The 21,520-nt window shown below is 29.7% G+C and carries 19 protein-coding genes; 3 read left to right on the forward strand and 16 right to left on the reverse strand.

Annotated elements, in window-relative coordinates; translation table 11 throughout:
• Positions 1–146 precede the first annotated feature (146 nt).
• The gene (locus Q1A15_RS07675) at positions 147–1,175 is read right to left on the reverse strand and encodes an RNA ligase (RefSeq protein ID WP_299621265.1); all 1,029 of its coding nucleotides are present in this window, start codon (positions 1,173–1,175) and stop codon (positions 147–149) included.
• Between the two features lie 131 nt (positions 1,176–1,306).
• Positions 1,307–1,603: a hypothetical protein gene (locus Q1A15_RS07680; RefSeq protein WP_299621268.1), complete on the reverse strand. Its 297-nt coding sequence runs from the start codon at positions 1,601–1,603 to the stop codon at positions 1,307–1,309.
• 128 nt (positions 1,604–1,731) lie between these two features.
• On the opposite strand from Q1A15_RS07680, the gene Q1A15_RS07685 reads away from it, so the two are divergent.
• From Q1A15_RS07685 to Q1A15_RS07695, 3 genes are read left to right on the forward strand one after another with little or no spacing between them, the layout of a single operon-like run.
• Positions 1,732–2,352: a hypothetical protein gene (locus tag Q1A15_RS07685; protein ID WP_299621271.1), complete on the forward strand. Its 621-nt coding sequence runs from the start codon at positions 1,732–1,734 to the stop codon at positions 2,350–2,352.
• Positions 2,353–2,378: 26 nt separating this feature from the next.
• Positions 2,379–4,676, forward strand: a complete 2,298-nt coding sequence (locus Q1A15_RS07690) for a CAP domain-containing protein (protein WP_299621274.1) — start codon at positions 2,379–2,381, stop codon at positions 4,674–4,676.
• An 8-nt stretch (positions 4,677–4,684) separates the two neighbouring features.
• Complete coding sequence (locus Q1A15_RS07695; protein ID WP_299621277.1) at positions 4,685–5,701, forward strand: WYL domain-containing protein; 1,017 nt, start codon at positions 4,685–4,687, stop codon at positions 5,699–5,701.
• Between the two features lie 63 nt (positions 5,702–5,764).
• On the opposite strand, the gene Q1A15_RS07700 is transcribed toward Q1A15_RS07695, so the two are convergent.
• From Q1A15_RS07700 to Q1A15_RS07765, 14 genes are all read right to left on the reverse strand, one after another.
• Positions 5,765–7,309, reverse strand: a complete 1,545-nt coding sequence (locus Q1A15_RS07700; protein WP_299621280.1) for a WG repeat-containing protein — start codon at positions 7,307–7,309, stop codon at positions 5,765–5,767.
• 519 nt (positions 7,310–7,828) lie between these two features.
• Complete coding sequence (locus Q1A15_RS07705) at positions 7,829–8,344, reverse strand: hypothetical protein (RefSeq protein WP_299621283.1); 516 nt, start codon at positions 8,342–8,344, stop codon at positions 7,829–7,831.
• A gap of 19 nt (positions 8,345–8,363) precedes the next feature.
• A complete protein-coding gene (locus Q1A15_RS07710) occupies positions 8,364–9,827 on the reverse strand; it encodes a SusD/RagB family nutrient-binding outer membrane lipoprotein (protein WP_299621286.1) in 1,464 nt (487 codons plus the stop codon).
• Positions 9,828–9,838: 11 nt separating this feature from the next.
• On the reverse strand, positions 9,839–12,952 hold the full coding sequence (locus Q1A15_RS07715; protein ID WP_299621289.1) for a SusC/RagA family TonB-linked outer membrane protein: 3,114 nt from the start codon (positions 12,950–12,952) through the stop codon (positions 9,839–9,841).
• A 171-nt stretch (positions 12,953–13,123) separates the two neighbouring features.
• Complete coding sequence (locus Q1A15_RS07720) at positions 13,124–13,594, reverse strand: TspO/MBR family protein (RefSeq protein ID WP_299621292.1); 471 nt, start codon at positions 13,592–13,594, stop codon at positions 13,124–13,126.
• Positions 13,595–13,598: 4 nt separating this feature from the next.
• A complete protein-coding gene (locus tag Q1A15_RS07725) occupies positions 13,599–14,129 on the reverse strand; it encodes a CIA30 family protein (protein WP_299621295.1) in 531 nt (176 codons plus the stop codon).
• Position 14,130: 1 nt separating this feature from the next.
• Positions 14,131–14,811 carry an SDR family oxidoreductase gene (locus Q1A15_RS07730; RefSeq protein ID WP_299621298.1) on the reverse strand — a complete coding sequence of 227 codons (681 nt, stop codon included), beginning with the start codon at positions 14,809–14,811 and terminating at the stop codon, positions 14,131–14,133.
• A gap of 36 nt (positions 14,812–14,847) precedes the next feature.
• Positions 14,848–15,114, reverse strand: a complete 267-nt coding sequence (locus Q1A15_RS07735; protein WP_299621301.1) for a TIGR03643 family protein — start codon at positions 15,112–15,114, stop codon at positions 14,848–14,850.
• Positions 15,104–15,529 carry a hypothetical protein gene (locus Q1A15_RS07740; protein WP_299621304.1) on the reverse strand — a complete coding sequence of 142 codons (426 nt, stop codon included), beginning with the start codon at positions 15,527–15,529 and terminating at the stop codon, positions 15,104–15,106. The genes Q1A15_RS07735 and Q1A15_RS07740 overlap by 11 nt, the downstream gene beginning before the upstream one ends.
• The gene (locus Q1A15_RS07745; protein WP_299621307.1) at positions 15,529–17,019 is read right to left on the reverse strand and encodes a deoxyribodipyrimidine photo-lyase; all 1,491 of its coding nucleotides are present in this window, start codon (positions 17,017–17,019) and stop codon (positions 15,529–15,531) included. Before Q1A15_RS07745 ends, Q1A15_RS07740 begins: the two co-directional genes overlap by 1 nt.
• Positions 17,020–17,176: 157 nt before the next feature.
• Positions 17,177–18,679, reverse strand: coding sequence for a cryptochrome/photolyase family protein (locus Q1A15_RS07750; RefSeq protein WP_299621310.1), 1,503 nt, complete (start codon positions 18,677–18,679; stop codon positions 17,177–17,179).
• On the reverse strand, positions 18,679–19,983 hold the full coding sequence (locus tag Q1A15_RS07755) for a DASH family cryptochrome (protein WP_299621313.1): 1,305 nt from the start codon (positions 19,981–19,983) through the stop codon (positions 18,679–18,681). Before Q1A15_RS07755 ends, Q1A15_RS07750 begins: the two co-directional genes overlap by 1 nt.
• Entirely contained in the window at positions 19,959–20,102 is a 144-nt protein-coding gene (locus tag Q1A15_RS07760) for a DUF2256 domain-containing protein (protein ID WP_299621317.1), read from the reverse strand. Before Q1A15_RS07760 ends, Q1A15_RS07755 begins: the two co-directional genes overlap by 25 nt.
• Entirely contained in the window at positions 20,099–21,520 is a 1,422-nt protein-coding gene (locus Q1A15_RS07765) for an SDR family oxidoreductase (RefSeq protein ID WP_299621319.1), read from the reverse strand. The genes Q1A15_RS07760 and Q1A15_RS07765 overlap by 4 nt, the downstream gene beginning before the upstream one ends.

Consider the following 21,520-nt stretch of genomic DNA (forward strand, 5'->3'; position numbering starts at 1 on the left):
CTATTTTGAAATTAATTACGTCAAACTGAACTTGTTTCAGGCTCTCATTAAGAACTTAAAATGTGAGTATCTTGAGATTCCGAAATAAATTCGGTATGACGTAAAATAACAATCGCTAAGAATGTTATAATATTTAAATGTTTATTTTAATTATGTCCGTTAGAATATGCCTTTTCAAATACTGGGCGAATCATTTTCCAAATAATTTGATCGTAGTTTTTCTTATTTTTCATTGAAAATAATACAGCTGGATATGTGCAGCTTTGAAAATAAGCTGCTGTTTCTCTGTCTGTAGCAAACTCTTTGTATTCTAACTTTGCGATTTTTTCTATATTTTTAAATTTCAATCTTAAATCTGACTCTGTTTTTTTTACCCATTTGAAAAATTCATCTGGTACATCTTCAATCCATTTTGTTAAACTCCCCTCCTCTTTTAAAGTTTCCCAAATGGTTAAAGATGAAATTTGAGTCACGATTTTATGTAATTCAATATACTGTTCAAATTTTATTTTTATTCTAAAACCATTCTCATATTTAATTACAAATCCTTCTTTATTATTCCAATTTAAACTTTTAAGCTCTTCAATACTATTATAATGGTATTGTTTTGGTAACGGAAAACCAATATCTACTAATTCTTCTTCAATGCCTGTTTTTGTATCTATAATGGCTAATAATATTAACTTTTCATCTTGACCATAATTTACAATAACTCTGTTTTCAGGATAAATGATTTCAAATACATACGTCTTATTCAAATCTAAATTCTGAATACAATCTTTATACTTATTATTTAGTAATTCATTTGCTTTAATTGATTGTTTACTATTAAATGAGCCTCTAGTTGCAATGTATGGCTGGTTGTTCAGCCTATATAAAACTCCAAGTGATCCATCCATTTTATCAAATATCTTAAAAGGAAGATTTGGTAAATTTTCATACCCGATCTCTTCTACATTGAAAAATTTAGCAATAGGATTAGCAATTATATTATAATTTGCATCTAAAATTAATCCTCTACATTGTAAAGTTTCTTTTGTCCAATAGCTTTCGTATTGTGCTGATTGCGTATAATTATAAATCCATAAGTCAGCTTCCGGATGTTTATTCTTATGAATATATCCGTTATGAATAGCTTCCTCTAATTTTTCGATATTTAAAATATTTGTTTCCATTTCATTTTAATTATGATACAAACATCTATTGGTATTACGCAATGTTTTTGCGTAACAAAAAATAATTATAAAAAATTTGAAATTTATGTTGAATTCGAAAAGTCTATAAACAAAAAAAGTGCTTATTAGCACTACTTAGATGGCAAGATTTCTGTTACTATACCATACACATTTTTCGTCCATCCGTTAAGATGTCCACGATTATTACCTATGAGTAATCCTCGTTTTTCATTTTTACCTTTTACTAAATGCGTAAAACAATTTCCCCGTACTTTACAGAAAACTATATCACCTTCTTCACAATCTTGCCATTGTACTGGCTTTAAAACAACGGGTTGCCTTGATTTTAAAATTGGTAACATCGAGTTTCCTGGTTCTTTAGAGATAATTGTTTCTCCATTCAATAGCTTTTGAATTTTCCAATTCATAATTATTTGTATTTAAATTAAACATTAATTCAAAGACTATTGCTGAACGAAAAGTAAAGAACGAATAACTTTAACTGTTTAAAGTTAATGTAAAATTAGTTTATATTTTTGTAATACAAACTATTTAATTGAAAAAATTGACTTTAAAAGAACGTTTTACCCAATTGTTATCACTTTATTCTCAGGATAATGAACTCATTTCTTCATTATGGAATGAACTTGAAAAACACTATAATGAAAAGCATCGTACCTATCATAATTTAAAACATTTAGAGGAAATCTTCTCTTATTTTGATAACTATAAAGATGAATTAAAAGATTCGAATTTGGTTTCTTTTTCTATCTTTTATCATGATGTAATTTATAATATTTGGAAAAAAGATAACGAAGAAAGAAGTGCTGATTTTGCTGTAGAGCGACTTCAAAAACTACTTTCAAAAGATGATTCAAACATCATTTTTGATCAAATTATGGCCACTAAAACTCATGAAGGTTCAGATAATGACACTCGCTTTTTAATCGATTTTGATTTAGCTATTTTAGGTCAGTCTTCAGAAATATATCAGCAATATACTAAACTTATTCGTAAAGAATATAAGCTCGTTCCTGATATTTTATATAAAAATGGAAGAAAAAAAGTATTACGTCATTTTATAGATAAACCTTTCATTTACAAGACTAATACTTTTATTGATCGTTATGAAAAACAGGCAAAATTCAATTTAAAAACAGAACTTGAAACTATTTAGGCATTGTTTTTGACTTTCCATGTCTCATGAAAACGAAACTATTATTACTAATTGCTATTGTCGGTAATCTATTTTATGGTTACACTCAATTATCTGTTGATGAAGAAAAGTATTTAGCAGATTTACTACTAAAAAAAGTAAATAAACTTAGAAAAAAGAAAAATGTTAATTCATTAAAGAATAATATAAATTTAGTTAAGGCGGCTAAGTTTCATTCAGACTATATGTCTAAAAAACAAAAACTAACTCACAATCAGTTAGAAACTGAATTTGTTACTCCTAAACATCGAGTTGAAAAATTTTCAAAAGAATTTGATGCCTTTGGAGAAAATATTCTAAAAACTAGATCTATAAAACCACCTTTTACAAAACGTAAGTTATCGTTAATGGCGAATTTAATGTATAACTCGTGGAAAAGATCTGAAGGTCATTATAAAAATATGATCTCAAATCAGTTTTCTTACTCAGGGTTTGGTTTTGTTTACAACAAAAAAAAGAAGCAAATATTTGCAACTAACGTTTTTGGTGCTAAAAGTTTGAAAATACCAAATCAGCTTTCAGAAAATGCTTTTGGAATTGGTGAAAGTTATGATGATTGTACAGAAATGTTAGATTATCATAATATTATAGCTAGTTTCGGAAACATGCTGAGTATTGAAGGTGATGAAATTGTGTTTAGACACCATAATTTACAATACTTCAAAAAAATATTTAAAGATAAGAATGATGGATTAGCTTTGGATATAATTACGAAAGATCAGTTATCTTGTAATCAACCTAATCGTTTAGACAGTTCTCCTATTTATGATGGTATTTTACTAAAACCTATTTATTTGGAAGAAATTTTAACTAAAAATGATGCAAAAAGTGATTTTCGTTTGAAAGTTTCTCTGGGTAAAGTTCCATCATTTTTACTTGGTAAAGATATTTCGGCGAATCTTATTTTAATTAATAATGGTAATCGATGTGACTACAGGTTTCCTGTTGCAATCCCTTTTTCTCAATACACTTTAATTCCTATACAACCAGAATTATATATTCCTACCATAAATTTAAAAACTGAAGGTACAGCTATAGTAAAAGAAATTTTCTTCGACTTTGGTTCTTCAAAAATTATCGCTAACAATATTTCTAATATCGATATCAATAAAGAAAAAGTTCAATCTATCGATATTAAAAGTTATACTTCTGTTGATGGTTCTTTTTCAAATAATAAATATTTATATGCTAAAAGAGCTTCATTTATTAAAAACTACTTGCAAAAAAAACTAGGTAGAATAAATAATAAGATTAATGTAGAAGCAAAAGAAAATTGGGAGTTGTTTAATTTTCAATTAGAGATGTATGGTTTTCAAAATGAATTAAATCTCTCAAGAAAAGAAAAACGATATTTTGCAAATCATCAATTAAAATCAATGTTCAAAAAAGAGTTTGCCGATCAACGCAAATCCAAAGCAATTGTATATGAAAATGGCACATGGTTATCTACGGATGTTAAACATGCTGAATATAATTTAATTGATGCTCTTCTTCATGAAAACAAAGATTTAGCAAATATGGCATTAGTTACTTTGTTCAAACAAAAAGAAATGAATGTATTTTTAGAATCCGACTTTATAATTGATCGTTTAATTCATAAAAAAGAATTAGTTCAAAATACAGCTGCTATTTTTATAAAAAACATTCAATTTTATCAATTAGATACTGTAATTTATTATATCAATTATTGGTTAAAAAGAGCTGATGAATTATCTGAAAACGCCAGAAAAAACTTATTAAACCTATATACAATAACGACTAGACAGTTGCTAATGCATTGGGATGTAGACAATGAAAGATTTGCTAGAGTTTTACATCCTAAAAAGGTAAAAACCTTATTTAAAGAAATCACTAAGAATGAAAAAAGTAGTTCTCTTTATCTAAATTACCATATGGCTATTATTGAATATTATGGTCAAATAAATGATTATCAAAATGTCTACAATTCTTTTAATTACATCACAAATTATTTCAAAGAGAAATCTTTAACTATTGAAGATGATATTAAATTAGCTTTATTTTTCAATCACTGGAGTAGATATGATTTAACATTGAAGTTATTATCAAAATCTTATTTAGAAGATCGATTAAATGAAGAAGCTATCTTTATTTTTGCACAAACCTTAATAGCTTATCCCGAGGGTTCAGATGAAATTACACGAGAAGCAATTCTTGAAGGAGCGTTGAAGTTAAACAAGCAGCGTTGGTGTAATTGGATTAATAGTTATTTTCAAAGCTTACGTTTTTCATATATTAAGGATTTGTATTGTAACCACTGTAATTAAATAATAATATGGCATCAAATAAAAATGCTCTTATTCGATATAAAACTATAGATCAATGTTTACGAAATACCATGCGTAAATGGACTTTAGATGATCTAATTGATGCTTGTTCTGATGCTTTATATGAATATGAAGGTAAAGATGTATATGTGAGTAAACGAACTGTTCAGCTTGATATTCAAATGATGCGAAGTGATAAATTGGGTTACAATGCACCAATAGAAGTTTATCAGCGAAAATATTATCGCTACGGTGAGGAAGGTTATTCTATTATGAATATTCCTGTAACAGAAAATGATGTAAAAGTGATGAACAATGCAATTCAAGTTTTACGTCAGTTTAAAGATTTTTCGCTGTTTAAAGAAATGGATGGAGTTTTACAGCGTTTAGAAGATTCTGTATACTCTTCGCAAGAAAATAATCGCGCCATTATTCATTTAGATAAAAATGAGCAATTAAAAGGTTTACAACTTATAGATCCGTTATACAGTGCTATTCAAAAGAAGAAAGTTTTAGAAATCACGTATAAGTCATTTAAAGCTAGACAAGAAAATATTCTGACTGTTCATCCGCAACTTTTAAAAGAGTTTAATAACCGATGGTTTTTAATTGTGTATCATAAAACTGATTTTATGAATTTAGCTCTTGATCGTATTATAAAAATTGAAGAGAAAGATGAGTTTGAATATAAAGATAAGGCAGTTAATGGTGATGAATATTTTAAAAATGTAATTGGTGTTACAGTTTCTAGAACGAATCCGAAACGTATTGAATTTTGGATTGAAAAACGCTTGGCTCCTTACGTAATTACCAAACCTTTTCATCATACTCAACGTTTAATTAGAGAAACTGAAGACGGAGTCATTTTTAACATTCTTGTTCAAATAAACTTTGAATTAGAACGTGTAATTTTAGGTTATGGGGAGTCGATTAAGATTTTGAAACCTGAAAAACTACGTGATAAAATTAAAAGACAATTAGGAAGAGCTTATCATAATTATACGCCTATTAATTCGGATGATTAAGTATATTTTTATCACGCTATTTCAATTATCAAAAATTTAAATAGGTTTAAGCGTTTTTTTTTATCATTCAAAAAATTCTTGTCCATTATTATCAATATAAAGTATTTTTCCATTATGGAAAAGCTGTGCTATTTCTATAAGCGAAATATAATCTGAAGCAGTAGAAGCTGCTTTAAGTATTCGATCATAAATGCATTGTGTTGTTTCTTTACCAGATTCAACATTAAAAATTCCAACTTTTCCTGATTTAGTAACCACGTAATATCCATTATTTTCGGGCTCTATTTCATCATAGATAGCGGGTGAAATTTCTTTACCTGTTTTATTTAGAAAACCGAGTTTTTTATCCTTCCTAAAAATAAAAATCATCGCATGGTCTTTTGAAGAAATAGGATTTATATTATCATAAACTATTTCGGTATCTGCTAATCCTTTAACTGATTTTAGTCCATACTTATCTCCTTTTTGAACAACAGCTATATCTTTTACAAAACTGAGAATACGATCATAATGAATAGGTATTACTATTTCCCCTTTTGCATTTATAACTCCCCATTTTGATCCTTTTGATACAGATAGGTAACCTTCATCAAAATTATGACGATCATAACGATATAAACGGAAACTGTATGAAGCTAGCGTTTCAATCTCATCAAAAATAAACTCAGTTTGTTTTTTACCTTTATTAGAAATCAATCCCCATTTATTTTTGTGCTTAGCGACTAATATATCTTTATGTAAAAAATAAATCTTTTCGTATTGTGCTTCCAAAATTTCTTTTCCATCTATAGAAACGATCCCCCAAAAACCATTACTCTGGAAAAGAGCAACACCATTATAGACCCCTTCTAGATCATCGTACTTTGTTTCTATTTTTATATTTCCTTGTTTATCAATAAGTCCATATTTCCCATTTTGTTTTACTACACCGAACCCTCCATAAAAAGGACTATTATCTTCATATTCAATTTTTCCAATTACTTTACCAGTTGTATCTATATAACCATATAAACTTTTTTCATCATCAGAAGTATTTTTCTCTACCTGAGCTAAACCATCACTAAAATCTTTTACTCGTGTATATTCAAAATCTGTTAATTGCTTTCCTTCTATAGTAAATAATCCTTTTTTTCTTCCTTTATATATCACATACAGATTTTTCCCTTTATATTCAATATGTTCATACTCAACTGGTATAATAATCTTACCTTTAAGATTAGCAACTCCTTTTTTTCCATGTAAATCTTCAAGTTCAAAATTTCCATATCTATATTTAATATCATCAAATTTCAAAGGAAGAATCTCTTCTCTATTTAAATTCACTACTCCCCATACTGTTTCGCCTTCATATTCTTTGCTTACCTTAAATAAGTTGGTGGTAATTGATGATTTATAAAATGGATCAAAAGGAATTATTATGTCTCCTGATGTATTTATAATTCCACGATTTCCATTAATAGCCACTATACTATACCCATTACCAAAAAGACCTGCACGATCATATTGTGGTTTAATAATAATATTTTTGTTTCTATCACAAAAACCATATTTATCTCCTTTTCTATAAGGGATCAATTGTTCGTGTTGATTTAAAATATTGTCTCCCATCTTGATATTTACCTCTTTTGTTTTGGTTATACATGAAAAAGTCACAAAAAACAAGCAACTATAAATCGTATTTTTAATCATTATTTCTTTATGATACAAATAATTGTTTCTTAGTAGTGAAATATACTTTTTTTTCTGATTTGTAATCAAGTATCCCTCGTTTTTTTGAAAAATCTAATATTAGCTAATTAATATTTCTCAAGATGTTCATTCACTACAACTTGTACACACTATTTTTTAAAAATATTTTAAAGTTTTCAAGACTATAAACCACTCAAAACTTCAATTAAATTAACATTTCTAAAGATAACTTTAAATTTTCAAAAGGATAATTAATCTACAACATACAGTTTACATAACAGTAAATCCATCAAAATTTTGAAACCTGAAAAACTACGTGATAAAATTAAAAGACAATTAGGAAGAGCCTATAACAATTATACTATTGATGAAGAAGACATAAAAAAAACACCAGAGTAAAACTCTGGTGTTTTTATTTTTAATAGATTAAATTTTTACTTAATCCATAATTTCTATTTCTAGAGTATCATTAAAAATTACGCCTCCAATTCCTACTGGAAAAAATTGTAATTCTATAGTTTCTACTCCTTCTGTTACGCCATCGTTTACAATAGTTATAATATTATTTACAACGTGCTCTAAGTTAATACTTGCATCGTATCCATAATAATAACCGTCTTGAACTAAAAAAGGACTCACATCTTGTATTGTTGGAATGTTGAATGTATAATCTTCACCTTCAACAGCTGTTCCACCAATTACACGAATTCCTAATTGACCAGATACGTCATCGAAAAACTCTTTTCCATCAAATTTTACTTCAATTAAGTTTTCTTGAACAATTGTAAATGAAAGAGGATCTCCTTCATTTAACGTGATAACATCTTCTTCAATTATTGCTAACGTTGAGTTATCTCTCGGAATATTTGGTAAGTCTACATCTTGATCACAAGAAACAGCTCCTAACATTACAAATGCTAAACCTAATATTTTTATATGTTTTACTAATTTCATTTTTTTCAATTTGTCGTTATTAATTTACATCCCAGAAAATCTTAGAAGAAAAAGCATCAGTTCTTGTTTGTGCTCTCACATTTTCTGAATTTCCTGAATACTCAGAAGCAGGATACAATAATCTAACAGGAATATTTGTATCTGTTAATGTATTTGGTAATGGTAAATTACTAGGATAACCTGTTCTGTTATATTCAATCCATAATTCTGCTCCAGAAACACTTGTTAAAGCAATCCATTTTTGAGTTAAAATTGCTCTTAATGGTGTTCCTCCGTTAAACCCTAATGCAGGATCTAAATCTGTATTTGTAATATAAGTCGTTGCTCCTGTAGCTCCTAAAGCTGTGAAAGAAGCAGTAATTCCTTGATCAAATAACGCTTTTGCATTTCCTGATAAATATCCTCTTTGAACAGCTTCTGCTTGTAAGAAATAACTTTCAGCAGCTAACATAATTGGTAAATCTGCATCTGCTGCCTTTAAAACTCCATCTCCGATAGAAGCTGCATTTCCAGTTCCGTTTTGTTGTGTACCAGCAAAAGTATTACTGTTTCCTGTATTTGGCTTCCATAAACGATTCAATCTAGGATCGTTAGAATTATCTAATAAATTAAACGCAAATTCAGATGGACCAGTTTGACGACCTTGCCCAGTTGGAACATTAACTGGTGTAAAACCATAGACTTCCCAAAAAGGATTTTGTCTATCATCAGCATTTGTATAACCTGGATTTACAGTTACATCTTGTGTGATGAATTGTACTCCGTTTAACTCAGCAAACTTTGTGTTTACATAAGCTCCTAAAGTTGCATCAGATTCTGATTTTAAAATTAAACGAACTAACATTCTTAGTTTAATAGTATTTGCAAAAGCTCTCCATTGCGCCATGTCACCATTAAACGTAATATCATTAATTCCGAATTCCTCAGAACTAGAATCCATCATTGCTATAGCTTCATCTAAAGAATCAATTAAAGTGATATAAGTTTCCTGAGCATCGTCGTACTTTGGAAATAAATTATCTGTTCCTTGAAAAGCTTCTGTAAATGGAGCATCTCCATATAAATCAATAATATATTGGAAATAAAATGCTTTTAAAATCTTAGCCGCAGCTTTTTGGTTATTCCAATTTTTATCGTCGTTATATTTCTCAATCGTGGCGAAATTAGAGATATAGCGATAAAAATTATCCCATACATCATCGTAAAACGTATTTGAGAATTGATATCTACTCTCTAAACCATAAGCATCGTTAAATGCTAAATAGTTACCAGACCAAGCAACTCCCATCCAATTTCCAACTCTATTTAAACGATTTGAAAACGTTTCAGCACTAAGAGCTTGAGCACCAACAATAAGTTGATTTGGTGTTAATTCATCTAAATTTTGATTATCTATACTATCGTTAACATCTAGATAATCACTACACGATACAATGCCTAAACAAAGCATTAATATTGCAACTATTTTATATCTATTTTTCATTTTTATCTTTTTTAAAATCCAACATTAACTGAAAGTGTATAGAATCTTGTTGGAGGTGTAATACCATAACCAGCAATACCAAATCTACCTGCAAATTCAGGATCGTTATAATCTAAATTTTCAGAAGGTAAGCTTGTCCATAAATTTCTACCACTAATTCCAACATTAAATCTAGATAAGTTGATCTTATCTGTAAATTTCTTTGGTAAGTCGTAACTTAAAGAAACTTCTCTTAATTTAAATGCAGTTGCATCTGTAATAAAATTCTCGTCAATATTTACATAATCTCCTGTATAATAATCGTAAGCATTATTATATGGGTGATTTGTAGGTACACTATTTGCTGATAAAACTGTAGTATTATCTACACCTGAACCTTGAACAGTTGAATTTGGGAAAACGAAAGGTAACCTATCATTAAAAGTAGTTTGAATAGTTCTACCTTGACCAGATAATTGGTTTCTAATTCCAGAATAAAATACATGTCCGGTTCTGTAATCAGCTACAGCAGCTAATCTGAATCCTTTGTATTTTGCATTGATTGCGAAATTTAAAATATAATCTGGAGTAGTTTTTCCTAAAGTTTTTAATCCAGCTGCAATTAACGGAGTTCCGTTTGCGTCAACTACTACCCTACCTTGATCGTCTCTTTCGTAAGCCGTACCTTGTAATAATGGAAACTCTTCACCTTCAATAGCAAAAGCACCAATAGTTCCTCCAGTTCCTAAAACTTCTACTCTATCAGACTGATCTGTAACTTTATCTACAGTAGTTTTAAAAGTACTAATACCTACTCTACCACTTAACTGGAAATCTTCAGTTTTAAAAGGAGTAAATCCTAAATCTACTTCTAAAGACGTTGAGCTTGTTTCTCCAACATTAATTAAAGAATTAAAGAAACCAATTGTAGAAGAACTTGAAATGTTTAAGATTTGATCTGTATTCTGACCAAAAGAAGCAGAAGCATCTAACGTAATTCTTGGTCCTCTAATATTTAAAAATTCTAAGTTTAAGTTTGCTTCAAAAGAATTGATAAATTCATTTTTAATATTTTGATCAACAACAGAAGCTTGACCAATTAAAGATACTAAACCTGTTCCTGGGAAAAATGTATCGTTTATAGCTACAGTAGAAACTTGTTGTGGATCTAAAGCTGTTGCGTTACCAGTTTTTACGAAACTTGCTGAAACTTTTGCCTTATGGAAAATTCTATTTTTAATCTCAGGAAAAGCTTTCGTTGGAATAAAAGCCACACCTACAGAAGGATAAAAGAAACTTCTATTTTGTTTAGGTAAAACTGAATTCCAGTCATTTCTTCCTGTCATATTTAAGAATAAGTAATCTTTATATCCTAAATCAATTTGACCGAAAGCACTTACTGTTCTACTTTTAAAGTTTTCTTCCCAAGAATCTGGAATAGAAGTAATATTAGATAAATTGAAAAAACCTTCACTTGCCAAATCAAAACCTCCATTTACTTGGCGAGAAGATCTACGGTCTGTTGTATTTAAACCTACGTTAGACTTGAATGTAATATCTTCAGTTAAATTATAGTCAAAGTTTACTAAAGCATCCGTATAAATAAAACGCTCAGTTGTATTATCTACTTGATAGAAAGAACGGATAGATCTATCAGTTCCTACAAAATTGTCTGTATCTGTGTAAGAATTTCTTCTAACTTCATCATTATCTTGAATATTTCTTACAGAAGAACGTAAAATAGCGTTTACATTATCGTTGAATTTATAAGTTAATTCTCCAGATAAATCGAAGATTCTTCTTGAACCTAAACGTCTATCGTTTTGTAATGTCCAATATGGACTTGTATCGTAAATAGTCCAGTGATCATTGTTATCTCCACTATTAAAAGCTTCAATTGGAACGTTTCCTGGAGTATTTGATAAACGTTGATACATACTAATTGCAGGATAAGTATTATTAGCTCTTTTATTATCTACATCTCTGTTGTTAACATTATCTGTAGATTCTTCAGTATATCTTGCAATACCCTGAACAGACCATTTTCCGATTTGTTTTCCTGAAGTTAAAGAGAAATTGTGTTTTGATAATTCACTATTTGGAATTACACCTTCTAACTCTTGATTTAAATAACTGAAGTTTACAAATCCATTTTGCATATCTCCACCAGCTATAGAGATTGAGTTTTGCAAGTTGAATCCTCTATCAAAGAATGGTAAAATATTATCTTCAATATGTTTGTATTCAAAATTTCTAAAGTTTCCGTTAGCATCTGGAGTACCAACAGAAATAATTGCTCCATGATATGGAACACCCCAAGAACCTTGATCAACAGTTTCAATATTACCTCCCCAACCTTGTCCGAAACGATTTTGTGTTTCTGGTAAGAAAGCAATTTCTTCAACTGTTACAGAAGATTTAAGATTAATAGAAAACTTATTCGCACCTTTAAGTCCTTTTTTCGTAGTCACGATAATTACACCTGCAGCACCTAATTCACCATATAAAGCAGCACCATTTGCTCCTTTAATTACGTTCATAGATTCAATTGTGTTTGGATCTAAAGTTGATAAAATTTCTGCAGAAGAAACAATATTATCGATAACGATTAAAGCTGAATTGTTTCCTGAAATAGATCTATTACCACGTAAGGTAATTTGAGTGTTGGGTGTTAAACCCGCCGAAGTTGTATTAATTTGTAAACCCGAAACTTTACCAGCTAAAGCTTGAACAGCATCTGGGTTACTTGCTTGATTTAACTCATCTGCTTTTACAACTTGATTTGCTGTTGTAATTTCATCTGGTTTACGTTTAATACCAATAGCGGTAACAACAACTTCGTTAAGTACGTTTTGATCTTCTTCCATCAAAACATCAATTTTGTTAGTTCCAGCAACTTTCTTTTCCACGGTTTTCATACCAATAAAGCTAAACAGGAGGATGTCGTTTTCATTAGCCTTAATGGAATATTTACCGTCAAAATCAGTTTGGGTACCTCTAGAAGTACCTTTGATTACTACACTAACACCTGGGAGTGGGCCACTAGAGTCGGTAACAGTACCTGTAACATTCTTTTCTTGCGCATATGTAAACTGCACAAAAAAAGCTAACAGAACTATTAAAAATCCATTAGTTTTTTTTTTCATGTTTTATTTGCATTGATTATTTAATCACAAAAAAAATGAATAAAAACTAGTAAAACAATTTTTTTATTAAAAAATAATTATTAAAACAATTAAAAAAATATAAAATATGTAACAACTATATTTTTTGTGTTAATTTTTTATGATTCACATATTTCACTAACAAAAAATGGATTAGTTATTAAGAAGTATGTAAGCATTAAGACTTGTAGCTATAGTCATCCAAACTAAATAAGGTAAAATTAAAATAGTGTAATATTTTAATTCTTTTATGTGTTTAAATGTTAGATAACCAATAAGTAACCACAATAAAGTTATACTTACCAAACCGGATTCGACTAAATGTTGATTGAAGAATAATAAATTCCAAATTACATTCAAAAACCACTGAACAGCATACAAAACGATCAATTTCTTGTCAAAACTTTCATAAATGTAACTCAGTTTTGTCATGTAAAAAGCAAATAACAACATTATGGTTGTCCAAGCTGCACCAAAAACCCAGTTAGCTGGTGTCCATGGAGCTTTACTTAAATTTTGATACCAATCGGTTCGTGGTCCATCATTCATTAACAAAACACCTACATAAAGTGCTAAAAAATTAGTAATTAAAAAGATAATGAATCTGATGTAAGATTTTTGCATTGATTTAGTTGATTTTAATCGAATCGATTATTAATTTGAAGTTTTCGTTTTGTTTATTTCCTATCAAAAAAGCAATTTCTTTAATCTCTGTATGATTGAAATTTTGTCTACGCAATCTGTTACCTCTAAAGATTGGATACAAATTATTTAAATCTATTTCTATAGTTTCCCAATCACCAGAAGTTGTAAACTTTTGAGTATACCAATGTCGATCTACTGGATTTGATTTTACTCTAAATTGATATGCTTTTCCTTCTCCTTTTAAACGAAGAACAACTTTTTTTGAAGTTTCATGTAGTGCTACAGCTACCGAACTTTTAACCATAGCAAAACCACCATTATTTTCAGTAGAAACATGACCTGAAAATACGCCTTTACCATTTTCATTTAACGCTATAGAGGAAGTTGAAATTCCTCCCATTACATCATCATTGGTCGTTTTCCAACTACTAATATCAGAAGATTGAGAAAAGTCTACAACGGTTATAGTATCTTGAAAAGCAAACAACATAATGATAAAGGCTAAATATTTCATATTATAATTTTAAACTGACTATTCCTGCATCGATAGGGAAAACTTGACCAGAAATTGCCGAAGCGTGATCAGATAACAAATAATTTGCTAAGCTAGCTACTTCTTCTGCTTTTAAATATTTCTTTAACGGATGTCTCATTTCCATGTTTTCACGTTGCTTATCGTTACGTAATAACTTTTCTGCTAAAGATGTATCTGTTACTGTTGGAGCGATACAATTAAATCTAACTTTAGTGGCAAATTCACCTGCTAAAGATTTAGTTAAACCTTCTACAGCAGATTTACTAGCTGCAACACTTGCATGAAAAGGCATTCCTAATTTAGTAGCAACTGTACTGAATAAAACTACACTTCCGTTATTATTTTTAAGTGAATTGATATACTTTTGAATCACTTTAACTGCTCCAATTACATTAATTTCAAAATCACTTCTAAAATCATCTAACTTTAGTCTTCCTATCGGTTTTAAGTTAATACTTCCAGGACAGAAAACCAAACCATTTATATCTTCAGAAAGTTCTGGTAATTCATCTTCTAAAACATCAATTGAGTAATGCGTTACATTTGCATGACTTGCTACTTCGCTCCTACTAAAATTAATTACTTTGTGCGTTTCTTGTAAAGAAGTTACAATTGCATTACCAATTCCTTTACTTCCTCCTACAACTAAAATTGTTTTCATTTCTATTATATTTTACATAATGAACTGAGTTCATTATTATCTTTTTGATACTTTATTATTTGATATATTTCTTTGTCTTGTACATTTAAACCTTCCTTTATCGAAAGGTCTTTTTGCTTGGTGTTTAGTAGCTCTTCCTTGTACTCTTTTTCTCCACATTCTGAAACTTGATGGTTTCATTTCCTTACGCATCAATTCAATAACTTCTTGTTCTTTTAATCCGAATTGAAATTGAATAGCATCGAAAGTTGTACGATCTTCCCAAGCCATTTCTATGATTCTATCTATTTGTCTATCCGTCATAATAATCTAGATTTAGATATTCATTTTTATAATCAATCATTTTTGAAATGAATTTCTTATTCTCTGAATAGTTCTTATTCTTTAAAAATTTTATAAAACTTCCTTCAGCATGAATACTGAAAAAAGAGGAATTATATATTACTAATTTATAGTAAGGAATACACCAAGAAAAACGTTCTAATCTGTTCGTAAAATGAACTAAAATTCCTTTCGGACGCATTTCTATATTCCCGTAATTCAATTCTGAAAACTGAACCTTATCTGATTTTAATTTCTCACTTACTTCTGCAATCATAAAACGACCAGAACCTATACCATTCAGTTTAATTTTGTTCAATAAAGAGAATGGTTTTCCTAGTAATTCTTTACTATGTACTAAGAAATCTTCATTTGTATATGTAGTATTAAAAATCATTATTCGTCTCTTAACATTCTACTTCTATTTGTAATGGTATGCTTACGTAGAATTCGTAAGCTTTCTCTTTTCACGTCTCCATCTTTCAGCATATTCCATAAGATATCACTTGCCTTTTTTCTATTTTCTTTAATATCTACTATCGGATTTGGATAATCTTTACCCAACACACAATTATTAAATTGCTGATCTAAATGTGTCATTAAATACGGTTCATGAATAAACGGAGTTGGTAAATGTGCCAATTCTGGAACCCATTTTTTAATAAAAATTGCATCTGGATCGTGATCGTGACTATTTTTCACAGGATTATAAATTCTTAAATTATTGATTCCTGTTTCACCTGCTTGCATTTGTAACTGAGGAAAATGAATTCCAGGTTCAAAATCTAAAAACTGACGAGATAAATGATGTGTTGCTTCTTGCCAAGGCTGCCACAAAATATGTGTAAAGAAAGAAACCAACATAGCTCGCATTCTGAAATTGATAAATCCAGTTTCATTTAAACAACGCATAGAAGCATCAACTAAAGGAAAACCTGTATTTCCTTCTTCCCAAGCTGTTTTGTACGATTCAGAAATTGATTTTTTAAGCTTGTGAAACCCTTTATTAATACTAGCATTTTCCATCGTACATTCCATTTCAAACTTTTGAATAAAATGTGCTTGCCAACGTAAACGAGAAATAAACGCTCCTAAATGACGCTTATGTTCAGATTCATCTTTAACAGCTTTAGCTTTCTGGAATACTTCTCGTATCGATACATTTCCCCATGCTATATATGGAGATAATCTGCTACAACTGCTTCGTGACGCTTCTGGTTTTGAAATGTGATACATGTAATTTTCATGACGCTTTTCAAAAAACGTATTTGCATATTTCCATGCTATAGTTCTTCCGCCTTGCTGAAAATTAGAAGTATCACCAGTAACTAAATCGGTAGTATGAAAGTAATCTGAGATTCTGTTAATTTCCGAAGTACTTATGAAATCTTCTTTATCTGCTTCAAAAGGTAAAATATCTTGATACATATAACTTTCCCATTTATCAAACCAATCTTCTCGGTTTAACAAACCTCTTAAAACTCCGTTATTTATATTCTCTTTCCATTCAATGGAATTATTTCTACAATAACGTGCAAATTCTTTATCTCTATTGAAAGTGACTAATAATCCTGTTTCTTGATGTGAAAAAACATCTGTGATGTTATAATGATTCAACAATTGATTAAAAACAGCAAAAATTTCACCATTAACAGCTAAAATTTTAGTGTTATGCTCTTTCAATTCTGTATTGATATCAACTAAAGATTGTTTTATAAAATCCCAATGACGTTGACTATAATGATCGTCATTTATTAATAGGTTTTCAAAAACAAATAATAGTAATATTCTTTTTCCTGAGTTTAGCGCATTTGTTATCGCCTCATTGTCATGCAATCTCAAATCTCTCTTTAACCAAACTACTGCTATATCTTCTCTTTTCTTCATAATTTCAAATTTTCGTTTTCTGAATATTTGAATATAATGGCTCACATAAAGCTAACGTCATTCCGAATTTATTTCGGAATCTCATAATGCGAATCTGAAACAAGTTCAGATTGACGTTATTAATTTTATTTAAAACCATTATTATCATATTTACTAACTATAATAAGTTCAGTTGAAATTCTTTTTTATTATCTAGGTTATCAAGAAAATGTTCAGCATTAGAAAAATGCTCTTCTCTTTTCTCAACTCCCATTTTATCTAAATTTCGAATTAGCATATTTAAACGCGGATTTTTTGATAAAAATTCTCGGTTTGTATGCATAAATCTCCAAAATAATCCGTCCCAAATCTTTTGCCATTCACCATTCGGGTAATCACTCATTTTTTTGATGTAATTACTACTACTTATATATGGTTTAGTAGACATTAATCCTCCATCAGCAAATAAACTCATTCCGTAGACATTCGGTACCATTACCCAGTCGTAAGCATCGATAAACAACTCCATAAACCAACGATACACTTCATCTGGATCGAACTCACATAACAACATAAAATTTCCTAAAATCATTAAGCGTTCGATATGATGTGCATATCCTGTTTTTAAGATCTTTTTTATTGTTGTATCAATTGGTAGAATTCCTGTAGTTCCATCGTAAAAAGAAGCTGGTATTTTTCTAGAATGGTTCCAGAAATTATTTGTTCGTTCTTCGGTTCCTTTTACTTCATAAATTCCACGGATAAACTCGCGCCAACCTAGTATTTGACGTACAAATCCTTCTAAGGAATTAATCGGAATTTCATGTTTAGCAGCGTAATCAATTGACTTTTTTATTACTTCCAAAGGAGATAACAATCCAACATTAATTAATGGTGATAAAACACTATGATTCAAGAAATGTTTGTCTTTCACAATAGCATCTTCATAAATTCCAAACTCATGAAAACGAACTTCAAAAAATTGTTCTAACCAATTTTCTGATTCTTCAAAAGTAGATGGATACAATTGTTGCTCATCAATTTCTCCTAAAACGTCTGAAAAATTTTCTTCAATATATTTCCTAGCTTCTATATAATATGTGTTAGCCTCAGGAAATGTAATTTGTGGTGGCGTTTTACCTTTTGGATATTTCTTTCTATTATCCGTATCAAAGGTCCACTTTCCTCCTACTGGCTGTTCGTTTGTGATTAAAATATTTCTGCTTAAACGTTCCTTTTTATAGAAAGAAGTCTGAAAAAACTTCTTTTTAGAAGCTTTAAAAAAAGAAGCTAATTCATCTTTAGTATTAATAAATAATGAATTGTCTATTTCAATTAATTCTATATCATTTTCAAATTCATGAATTCTCTTTTCTAGCCAATTATCAGTAGGATTTATAAAATAAAGTTGTTTGCATCCACTTGAGATTAATTGTGGTAGTAACTTCCTAATATCTGAGATTTCAGTTGTACTTTCTACGTATGAAACTTGATATCCTTTTTCATTTAAAAAGTCTTTATAAAACTGCATTGTAGCTCTATGAAAAGCTAGTTTTTGTTTATGAAATTTATACTGTTTAAAGAATAAATATTCTTCAACTAAATACACGTCATTTTCTTTTGGAATATGAGTTGTACTTTTAAATAACTGATGCGGAAAAATAATACTTACTGCTTTCATTAGAACAAGGTTGGTTGTAACCACATTTGCTGATATTTACCATTCGCATCATATCGTTCTGCTTGTAGTTGTACATTAAACTTTCTATCTCTTGGATCATTTCCAACGCCAGATACATACTGCCAATTTCCGTAATTGCTATGTACATCGTAATCAATTAGCATACTTTCGAAATATGCCGCACCAATTCTCCAATCTAACAACAGCTCTTTAGCAAAATATGAAGCTACGTTTTGTCGACCTCTATTGCTCATCCAACCTGTTTCTTTTAATTCTATCATATTGGCATTTACGAAAGGTTCGTTGGTTTCTCCATTAATCCAATTTTGAATTAATCTTTCGTTATTTTTCCATGAATATGATAATTCTTTTATTCCTTCTAACTTGAATAAATTATTTTCATGTTTCAGCGATAAATATTTAAAATAGTCACGCCAAATCAATTCAAAAATAAGCCAATAGGTAGACTGATTACTTCCGAATTGTTTTTCATATTTTTTTACTTCCCAGTAAATTGACTTCGCTGAAATACAACCGTGAGCCAACCAAGGAGAAAACTTTGAACTATAATCAACTCCAATTAAACCATTTCTAGTTTTCTTGTAATATGACAGCTTTTTTGATGAAAAGAAGTATGAATTTAAACGCTCAAAAGCAGCAGTTTCACCTCCTTTAAAAGGAAAAGCAGTTTTAACTGGAACTTCAAAATCACTATACCCTAAATCTTGTAAAGTTGGAACTCTTGTATCATTCTCCTGATAATTCTCTTTAGGCATTGCTACTGGAATCAATTCCTCTCGAATTATAGCATATTTCTCTACTCGTTTTCTGAAAACAGTAAAAACCTCTGGAATAGACTTAATATCTATTGGAATATCTTCTGGATGATACAGAAACTGATCGTAAAAACTTTCAACATAAACAGTATCTGGAAGTTTATCTAGCACTCGATTGATTTCTGATGTTTCTTCTTGAGTAAATTCTTTTTGATAAAGGAGAGCATCCGCGTTGTGAGTCAGACAAAACAATGGTAAAATTACATGCGGATGCTCATGATGTATATAAAAAGGTACGTTTAATTCTTTTAATTGGTTTGATAAATCAGTAACTGATTCTATCAAAAATTTTGCTCTGTATTTCTCTGTCTTTTTAAAACCAAATTGTTGGGTTTCAAACATAGATTTATCAAAACAGTACACAGCAATAACTTTGTTATATTTAGAAATTGCTTCATATAAAGCTTTATTATCACGTGTTCTTAGCGTATTTGTAAACCAAACTATTGCTGTTTTATCTTGCTGCATTTTTTACTACAATATTTTACGTTTTCCCAGTTCTTTTCCCATTTTTTTCTCCATGTAAATGGTCGTTCGCAAACCGGACAAATTTTAGTGGGTAAATGTTGTTTTTTTACTCCTCTCATCTCTGATATACCAAGGCATTAATCATTCCTTTAAAAACAAAAGCGTGAAATGGTAAAACTGAATACCAATACAATCTTCCTAATAATCCTTTTGGTCGAAATACTGCTCTTTGAAATAGTTGATTTTTTACAATTTTGAACTCTAGCCAAGCTTCACCTGGAAGTTTCATTTCGGCAAATAATAGCAAACGTTTCTGTTCTTTATCAGCCAGTAAAACTCTCCAAAAATCTAATGGATCTCCCGGCTCTAAATATGTATTATGTGTTCTTCCTCTTCGTAAACCTACTCCTCCAAAAATCTTATCTACATAACCTCGAATACGCCATAGCCAGTTGTAACTGTACCAACCGTTTTCCCCTCCAATAGACCAAATTTTATCTATTGTAAAATTTTCATCTACAATTTTTCTTGATCTTATATCTCTAAAACAACCAAAATGTGGAATATTGATATGATCGTTTAATTGATCATTAAACACGCCACTACTAATAGCATCTTTCCAACTTGATACGACTGCATTTTGCTTAATTTTTTGAAAAGCTAAACTAACCGCTTGTCTATATTGAATTGGTTGAACGTTTAATATTTTATTGATATTATTAGGTTTTGCAACTACTTCAACTTTCATACTATCAACTAATGCTTTTGCCAAATTAAATGACGTAGAAGTCACGAAATACAGCCAATACGAAGACATTCGAGGTGATAAAACTGGTAGAGTAAAAATGTATCTTTTTAAACCTCTTACTTTTGCAAATTGCAATAGCATTTCTTTATAAGTAAGAATCTCTGGTCCGCAAATATCAAATGATTTGTTATACACTTCTGTATTAGCTAAACCATTCACAAGAAAACTTAACACATCTCTAATTGCTATAGGTTGTGTTCGAGTATTCAACCATTTTGGAGTTACCATTAAAGGTAATTTCTCTACAATATCTCTTATAATTTCGAAAGAAGCGCTTCCACTTCCTACAATAATTCCGGCTCGAAATGTTGTTAAAGCATATTGATTAGATTTCAAAGCTTTTTCAACTTCTAATCTAGATTTTAAATGTTTAGATAAAGAGTCATCGTTTACTATTCCGCTTAAATAAATTACTTGCTTGCAATTCGTTTTTTCTACTAACGATTTAAAACTCTGAGCACATCTTTTTTCTAAATCCTCAAAATTTGTGGCTGTCGTAGACATGGAATGAATCAAATAATAAGCAGCATCGATGTCTTCAGGAAAAGCTTCTAGATTGTCTTCTAAGAAATCTACTTTTATGAACTCTATTCTGTCTTTATACTCAATTTCGTCTGGAATTCGATTTAAATCACGGACACAACAAACTAGCTGATGACCATCTTCTAATAGTCTCAACACTAATCTTTTTGCGATGTAACCTGTTGTACCTGTGATTAAAATCTTCAT

The sequence above is a fragment of the uncultured Tenacibaculum sp. genome, from assembly GCF_947495995.1.
Taxonomy (GTDB): Bacteria; Bacteroidota; Bacteroidia; order Flavobacteriales; family Flavobacteriaceae; genus Polaribacter.

Excerpts from the sequence above, each read along its gene's own strand:
- Q1A15_RS07720 (WP_299621292.1), bottom strand. The coding sequence starts at position 13,594 with ATGCAAAAATCTTACATCAGATTCATTATCTTTTTAATTACTAATTTT.
- Q1A15_RS07755 (WP_299621313.1), bottom strand. The coding sequence starts at position 19,983 with ATGCAGCAAGATAAAACAGCAATAGTTTGGTTTACAAATACGCTAAGA.
- Q1A15_RS07690 (WP_299621274.1), top strand. The coding sequence starts at position 2,379 with ATGAAAACGAAACTATTATTACTAATTGCTATTGTCGGTAATCTATTT.
- Q1A15_RS07765 (WP_299621319.1), bottom strand. The coding sequence starts at position 21,520 with ATGAAGATTTTAATCACAGGTACAACAGGTTACATCGCAAAAAGATTA.
- Q1A15_RS07750 (WP_299621310.1), bottom strand. The coding sequence starts at position 18,679 with ATGAAAGCAGTAAGTATTATTTTTCCGCATCAGTTATTTAAAAGTACA.
- Q1A15_RS07700 (WP_299621280.1), bottom strand. The coding sequence starts at position 7,309 with ATGGGAGACAATATTTTAAATCAACACGAACAATTGATCCCTTATAGA.
- Q1A15_RS07710 (WP_299621286.1), bottom strand. The coding sequence starts at position 9,827 with ATGAAAAATAGATATAAAATAGTTGCAATATTAATGCTTTGTTTAGGC.
- Q1A15_RS07725 (WP_299621295.1), bottom strand. The coding sequence starts at position 14,129 with ATGAAATATTTAGCCTTTATCATTATGTTGTTTGCTTTTCAAGATACT.
- Q1A15_RS07715 (WP_299621289.1), bottom strand. The coding sequence starts at position 12,952 with ATGAAAAAAAAAACTAATGGATTTTTAATAGTTCTGTTAGCTTTTTTT.
- Q1A15_RS07695 (WP_299621277.1), top strand. The coding sequence starts at position 4,685 with ATGGCATCAAATAAAAATGCTCTTATTCGATATAAAACTATAGATCAA.
- Q1A15_RS07675 (WP_299621265.1), bottom strand. The coding sequence starts at position 1,175 with ATGGAAACAAATATTTTAAATATCGAAAAATTAGAGGAAGCTATTCAT.
- Q1A15_RS07705 (WP_299621283.1), bottom strand. The coding sequence starts at position 8,344 with ATGAAATTAGTAAAACATATAAAAATATTAGGTTTAGCATTTGTAATG.
- Q1A15_RS07740 (WP_299621304.1), bottom strand. The coding sequence starts at position 15,529 with ATGATTTTTAATACTACATATACAAATGAAGATTTCTTAGTACATAGT.
- Q1A15_RS07680 (WP_299621268.1), bottom strand. The coding sequence starts at position 1,603 with ATGAATTGGAAAATTCAAAAGCTATTGAATGGAGAAACAATTATCTCT.
- Q1A15_RS07730 (WP_299621298.1), bottom strand. The coding sequence starts at position 14,811 with ATGAAAACAATTTTAGTTGTAGGAGGAAGTAAAGGAATTGGTAATGCA.
- Q1A15_RS07760 (WP_299621317.1), bottom strand. The coding sequence starts at position 20,102 with ATGAGAGGAGTAAAAAAACAACATTTACCCACTAAAATTTGTCCGGTT.
- Q1A15_RS07735 (WP_299621301.1), bottom strand. The coding sequence starts at position 15,114 with ATGACGGATAGACAAATAGATAGAATCATAGAAATGGCTTGGGAAGAT.
- Q1A15_RS07745 (WP_299621307.1), bottom strand. The coding sequence starts at position 17,019 with ATGAAGAAAAGAGAAGATATAGCAGTAGTTTGGTTAAAGAGAGATTTG.